Annotated in this window: 7 protein-coding genes; 2 read left to right on the top strand and 5 right to left on the bottom strand. The window is 33.4% G+C overall.

Translation table 11 applies throughout. The features are described 5' to 3' along the window. Positions 1-611: 611 nt before the first annotated feature. Both FD33_RS02235 and FD33_RS02240 read right to left on the bottom strand, forming a co-directional pair. Positions 612-824, bottom strand: coding sequence for a hypothetical protein (locus FD33_RS02235; protein WP_025086214.1), 213 nt, complete (start codon positions 822-824; stop codon positions 612-614). Positions 825-1,178: 354 nt separating this feature from the next. Continuing rightward, entirely contained in the window at positions 1,179-1,766 is a 588-nt protein-coding gene (locus FD33_RS02240) for a site-specific integrase (protein ID WP_025086209.1), read from the bottom strand. Positions 1,767-1,869: 103 nt separating this feature from the next. On the opposite strand from FD33_RS02240, the gene FD33_RS02245 reads away from it, so the two are divergent. Continuing rightward, the gene (locus tag FD33_RS02245) at positions 1,870-2,148 is read left to right on the top strand and encodes a plasmid mobilization protein (protein ID WP_003625288.1); all 279 of its coding nucleotides are present in this window, start codon (positions 1,870-1,872) and stop codon (positions 2,146-2,148) included. Next, positions 2,138-2,440 (top strand): type II toxin-antitoxin system YafQ family toxin, encoded by a 303-nt coding sequence (locus tag FD33_RS02250; RefSeq protein WP_025086210.1) that lies wholly within the window; start codon positions 2,138-2,140, stop codon positions 2,438-2,440. The genes FD33_RS02245 and FD33_RS02250 overlap by 11 nt, the downstream gene beginning before the upstream one ends. 396 nt (positions 2,441-2,836) lie before the next feature. Here the strand turns inward: FD33_RS02250 and FD33_RS12845 are convergent, their stop codons facing one another. From FD33_RS12845 to FD33_RS02265, 3 genes are read right to left on the bottom strand one after another with little or no spacing between them, the layout of a single operon-like run. Further along, positions 2,837-4,261 carry a hypothetical protein gene (locus tag FD33_RS12845; RefSeq protein WP_025086211.1) on the bottom strand — a complete coding sequence of 475 codons (1,425 nt, stop codon included), beginning with the start codon at positions 4,259-4,261 and terminating at the stop codon, positions 2,837-2,839. Positions 4,262-4,280: 19 nt separating this feature from the next. Next, on the bottom strand, positions 4,281-4,772 hold the full coding sequence (locus tag FD33_RS02260; RefSeq protein WP_034544447.1) for a hypothetical protein: 492 nt from the start codon (positions 4,770-4,772) through the stop codon (positions 4,281-4,283). Next, on the bottom strand, positions 4,765-5,700 hold the full coding sequence (locus FD33_RS02265) for a replication initiation protein (protein WP_025086213.1): 936 nt from the start codon (positions 5,698-5,700) through the stop codon (positions 4,765-4,767). The genes FD33_RS02260 and FD33_RS02265 overlap by 8 nt, the downstream gene beginning before the upstream one ends. Positions 5,701-5,816 lie beyond the last annotated feature (116 nt).

A 5,816-nucleotide genomic window follows, 5' to 3' on the forward strand; every position in this document is an offset into this window, starting at 1 on the left:
TACTTGATAAACAGACAAAAGGTACTTGATAAACAGACAAAAGGTACTTGATAAACTTCTGTGAGCCTTGGGAGAGTAAGGCGCAAGAGGGGTCTAAAAGAGGTTTAAAAGAGGTTTATAAAAGAGGTATATAAGAGGCACCACTGTACGAGATACAAACCTAAAACAAAAAAAACACAAAGGAGTGAGCCAAAAAACGGCTCACATTAAACTCCAGTCGCACAGCTCCTTGCGCCTCACGCTGTTCGTTGCTCAAAAGGTGTGGCAAGCCACATTAATTCGGGCGCTGACGCCCCGATCCCCGTCCAAGCTGAGCCAGCTTGATCGCTCTTTCACTCGCCGTTAGGCAGGAAAGCAAAGTTTTGTAGAAACTTTGGCTTTCGCCAGTTCAGTGTCAAGACTGGTTAAGAGCTGTCAATTCCTTATGCTCCCACGCTACGCTTGTCCGCTACCATTGACAGCAAATAGTTAGCTTTTCTAAAACTTGATAAAGATTTAACTGCTATGTCCCTTTTTAAGGGCCTTATTTTTTGTTCTAAGCGATTTTAAGACTGTTTATATATATTTATACCAAAACAAAAATAAAAAGCCCTCAGTGAGCTTTTAGAGGGCTAGATGACGGAACCTGGGCGATTACTAATATCTTCTTGCCTTTTTTGCAAAATATAAGTATCCAGGGAATCATACAGATTCCTTTTGATCTCGTCAGGTTCATTGACAGAAGCTTCAAACAATTCTTGAATATCAATTTGCCAAGGATCAGCAAGAATTTCATCAATGGGTTTTAGTACTTTTTTTTCGTCCATCTTAATTACTCCTAACATTAAAATAATGACTTCAGTTTAGATACGCAGCTCTTACAGTTAGTTATTCAAATTTTGTTGCTAAGTTTATAAAGAATCTCTGTAAAAGACAATTAAAAAATTCGAATTGGAAATAGCGGAATCTGTAATAGTTTTTAAGTATTTAAAGCATAGCAAATCTAGTTGATTTGGGCGCATATATTGAATTAAAAATGTATTCAATTCAATAACGGAAAACCTGATTTCATAGCTATCAGCAGACCGAGTGAAACGAGGTCAATGCGCACTTACACATAGAATTTATTCTATGTTGTGCTAGACCCATTAAAAACCTGTATCAGAAGTCGCCGTTGGCGACAACAAAATCAAACTAATTTATCCAAAATCAATTTGATCTAACATAGTTTCGGTACTGGCTTGGTCTAAGCCTAAATAAGCTAGAGTCATGGCTTCACTTGAATGATTTAGTAAGTGCATGACTAGGCCAATATTGTAATTTGATTGCGTGTAAACACGATAAGCCCCAGTTTTGCGCATAGTGTGGGTACCAAGGTAATTAATGCTTAAAAGATCGCCGACTTTGCTCATGATTTTATAGAACTGTTTTTCCGTAATATGCCGTTCTGGGTGTTGAATTGACGGAAAGAGCCATTCAGATTCTAGTTCATGATCAAGCAGCCATTGACGATACAATAAAAGCTCTGTTTGAACAGGTTTAAGGTACAAGGTATTAGGTTTACCAGTTTTTCGGTCATGAATAAACGTATTTTGTTTAATAGAACCGTCCGGATTAAAAATATCGACCTGTTTTAAGCCCATAACGTCACTCACTCGCAGTAGCGTCGCTTTACCAACTTGAAAAATCGTATAGTTACGTCGGCCAGCTTTAAAGTTATTGAGTAACGTATCTTGAACCTCTTTAAGAACGTTTGAATCTTTGATGGGTAAGACAACTTGTCGCATAAGCTGTTAGTTCCTTTACTTTAAAATTAATTTAGTTGCAGAAAACCTAAAAATCTAATATTATAATGTAGTACGATGGTAAACTTAAAGGAGGCGGATTAGAATGAGTAATACTATTATTAAAAACAAGACAATTTCAACTCGTGTAACACCTGACATTAGTGAACGGGCTAAAGCTAATCTAGCAAAACAAGGGCTAACCGTTTCTGAGTATATACGCTTATCGTTAGTTAAAGCGGCCAATAATGAAGTTCGATTAGTCAGCTTTTTAGATTCTCCGGAAGCCTTAGCCGCTAAAAAAGAAGCAGAAACAGGGCAGGTCAAAAACATTGGTTCATTGACTGACTTTGAAGATTGGATCGATAAGTTAGATGCAAATTAAACAGACCAAATCTTTTGAACGTGAGTTAAAAAAACTAGTCAAAAAACACTTTCCAATAACTGTCTTGAAACCTTGTTTAAAAGCAATTGTTGAACAAGATGTACATGTTTTGAAACAGATTAAAGATCATGCATTAAAAGGAAATTGGCGTGGCTATCGTGAATTTCACCCTGCCAGATATGGAAACTATGGTAAAAATTATGACAACTGGATTGTTATTTATCGGCTAGATCATGATGAATTGATTTTGTTATTGGTTGCAACTGGCTCCCATGAAATCTTGAATCAATAGATATAGTTTAGGGGCACTTATAAAAGAATAAATTAAAATAGCCCCCAATATCTATAATATAGATATTGGGGGCTATTCTTTCAATGTTTTTGAGGGGGTATTTGTTAATTATAGACCCTAGGCGTTTCTTAGCTCAGGATAGTGTTAATCATTTTTTTGTATTTAATTATCATAGGTATAAATTTAAACAAGTAACTAACATCGGTTACATTGATTTTTTTATGCTCTATGTAATTAAATACAAAAAATGTGTTAACTGATCCTGTAAAAAGGTTGTCTCTAACGTGTCAAGAGTGAAAGGATAATTTAAGCACACTATCTCGTGTTCGACTATAATAACTGGTATATAAAAAAATACAGAGAGAAGCTAAGTGCTCTTTTCCTGTATTTTCAGGATTAAGCGTTAATTATAGAGATTAAATCAGTAAAAGATTTTATTTGCCTAGATACATCGTTATATTTTAATTTTGTATTATCAAAAGTTCCATGGGCAAGTTCATTCCTATTTTTTCGAATGGATGAAATTAACTTGTTCAATCTACTTTTAGAGATTTGTTGTTGAAGAGAGCTATCATATTCATATAAAAGTTTATAAATTGCATATTGTGACATTCCCCTAGGTTTAATAATCTCCTTAGAGATAGCATCTTCATACTGATCCCTTGTTAAGTAATCATTTAAAAAATAATCTTTGTATGGTTGCGTTTTTAAATAGAACCCATTGCTATAAGTTTCGTGGCTTAATTCTATTATTTTTTTGCAAATGACGGTGTATGTGAAATTTTCAAATGCCATATTCAACAAAAGGATACTGCTACCTAAGTTTTGAGTTAATAAATAGGTTTGTGAATCCATAAATAATTTTTTGTACAGCGGAGGATCTTCAGTAATCATTCCATTTTTTTCGGTAAGAGAAATCTCATTCTTTTTGGAGGATAGTATCATTTCTCCCCTATCGTAAAAGGGAATATCTCTGAAGACAAATTCTCCAGCTCTGTATTTAATGGAATGGCCTTGAATCATTGCGGGATAAATCCTCTTAATCCAATATTCGTTAGTTTTTCCCCTATATTTATCAATTATTTTGTTAACTATTTTGCAAGCGATTTCTTGCATTTTAGAAGCAGAACCATCTAAAGGACTAGGTTCTTCACAGGAAAGGTATCTATTCATTATGATTGTCCAAGTAGATATATTATATGTGGCGTCATAATCTTGAGCTCGCATGATATTAGTATTACTTTGATACATTGTATTTTGTGCTGCAAGAGACGTACAAGTTACGTCTGCCTCGATTTCATCTTGTGGAAGTACAATATGAACCTTTCCTTGGATCGTTTTTATACTAATTGGTACAGTAAAACTGGTTTCTGTAAAAAGATTATTATATTTGATTGCATGAAAAATATTAATATTTTTCATGTATATTTCTTTTAAACTATTGATTCTTGGGGGGACTTCTTTTATGTTTTTAAAATATTTTTTCGCCCTAGATAGTAAATCTATATTTTCTTTTTCTAAATAGACGATTAACAAGGAATTTACAGCTTCAATAAGAAAATGGTCCTTGTTATCTGGAAGTTCTATTTTAAATTTCTCATGATTGATAACTTTGTTCAGCCAAAAAATTGATTTTACATAATTGCTACTTAAAAAAAGAGAATCAAATTTTCCTCTGTATACCAAATACATATAAGGTTCAAGCTCTTTTTTATTGTCAGAATCCAAAGCGTTGTACTTTTTAAGTATCTGGTCTACCAAAGTATTTTCTTTAAATCCGCTTGAATTGTAACGGTTAATTTGATTAATTATTTCATTCATATTTGCACACCTTTTTTACTCACGACCAAATATTCCACCAAAAATGTTTGGTTTTTTTCTTTGTATTAATAGTATTACTACTGTTTGACTCAGAGTTACTATATTCTCTTTGTTTAGAAGTAATTACATTAAGTGTTTCAATTTTCTTTTCAGCTATGAGATGAAGCCGTTGAGATTGATCTAATAATTTTTGCATGGACTTTAGTTGTTCATCCTTTTCCTTGAGTTGGCTATCTTTAATTGATATCTGTTGCTTAAGGAATTCCACTGTGTTTATATTATTTTTACCAGTATTACTAGCAGAAAAGTTCCCACCTACTTGCTGACTGTTACCGCCATAAAAATGTTGCTTTAATAGCAAATAACCTGAATTAACAACAACTAAGGTTTGCACCCCGTTCCTAGTTACAGTTTGCACATAGTTTGCTCTAAAGTTTGCATCCAATTTTTTTCTAATAGCTTGTTTTGATACACCAAATTCATCAGCAAGTTCTCTAATTGTTTTAGGCATTATTTCCAAACCCCTTTCGGAGTTCAGCAAGTGCTTCTTGTCTTGCTTGATATCTGATTTTTTGATCATGTTCAGCTTGTTTTTCAGCCAGTACCTGTTTTTCAGTTGTTCCTAAAGGCAAGCATTTAACTTTGTCAATTGCACGCCACTTTTCTTTATCTGATAATTCATCATTGTGCTGAATGTTAAAGAGTTTTTGACGCTCATCTTGAAATTTGCCTTGAGAAAAATCATTTGCGTCCTTTCTTTCAGGTTTCCAAGTAAAAGAATAACCGATAACTGGTTTTCCTCTGCCTTTACCATATTTTTTTCTAATCGTTAGCCCTCTAAAAAGCGGGGTTAATTCTTCTCTAATTGGCTTAATAACCTTTTTGTCAACATTTGAAGGACTATTCCAATAACTTTTAGGTATATCAAGCAATTCAAAAAAATCTTCTTTAGAGAAATAAGAATAGCCAGTAGTTCGAAATTGCTTAATTAGACGAAACATTGTTTTAGCGTAACTGCTTTTTAAATTTCTAAATTCTGTTAGGGCATAACGAACCCAACTTTCTAAATCGTTTAGCAAGTGCAATGCTTTGGGATAAATCTGAATATCAACATAAGGTTCTTCAGCTTCACCTTTAATTTCAAATTCAGTAAACATAACAAAAAATTCACGATTTAAGCCACTCTTACTTCTACGGCCAAACCTAAGGCTGAGGATCTTTTGGTATGTATTTTCAATATCATCAATAAAACGTTTATTTGCGGTTGGTTTATAGTTACTAAGCTCTTTTAACTGGTCAAAAGAGAAACGAACAGTTTTATTTCCTTGATCCCGCATGCGGGAAACAATTGAAAAAAATAAATTCATCTCAATTGGGGTAAATTTTCTCAAGGGAATAGTATTCAACTCAGGATCATACTTAACTAACTCATTAGACATGATTATCACCTCAAACACATATTAAAATAAAAGTACCTGTTTATCAAGTACGGAACTTATAAAGGTACTTGATAAACAGACAAAAGGTACTTGATAAACAGACAAAAGGTACTTGA

The sequence above is a fragment of the Companilactobacillus paralimentarius DSM 13238 = JCM 10415 genome, from assembly GCF_001434985.1.
In the GTDB taxonomy this organism is placed as follows: Bacteria; Bacillota; Bacilli; order Lactobacillales; family Lactobacillaceae; genus Companilactobacillus; species Companilactobacillus paralimentarius.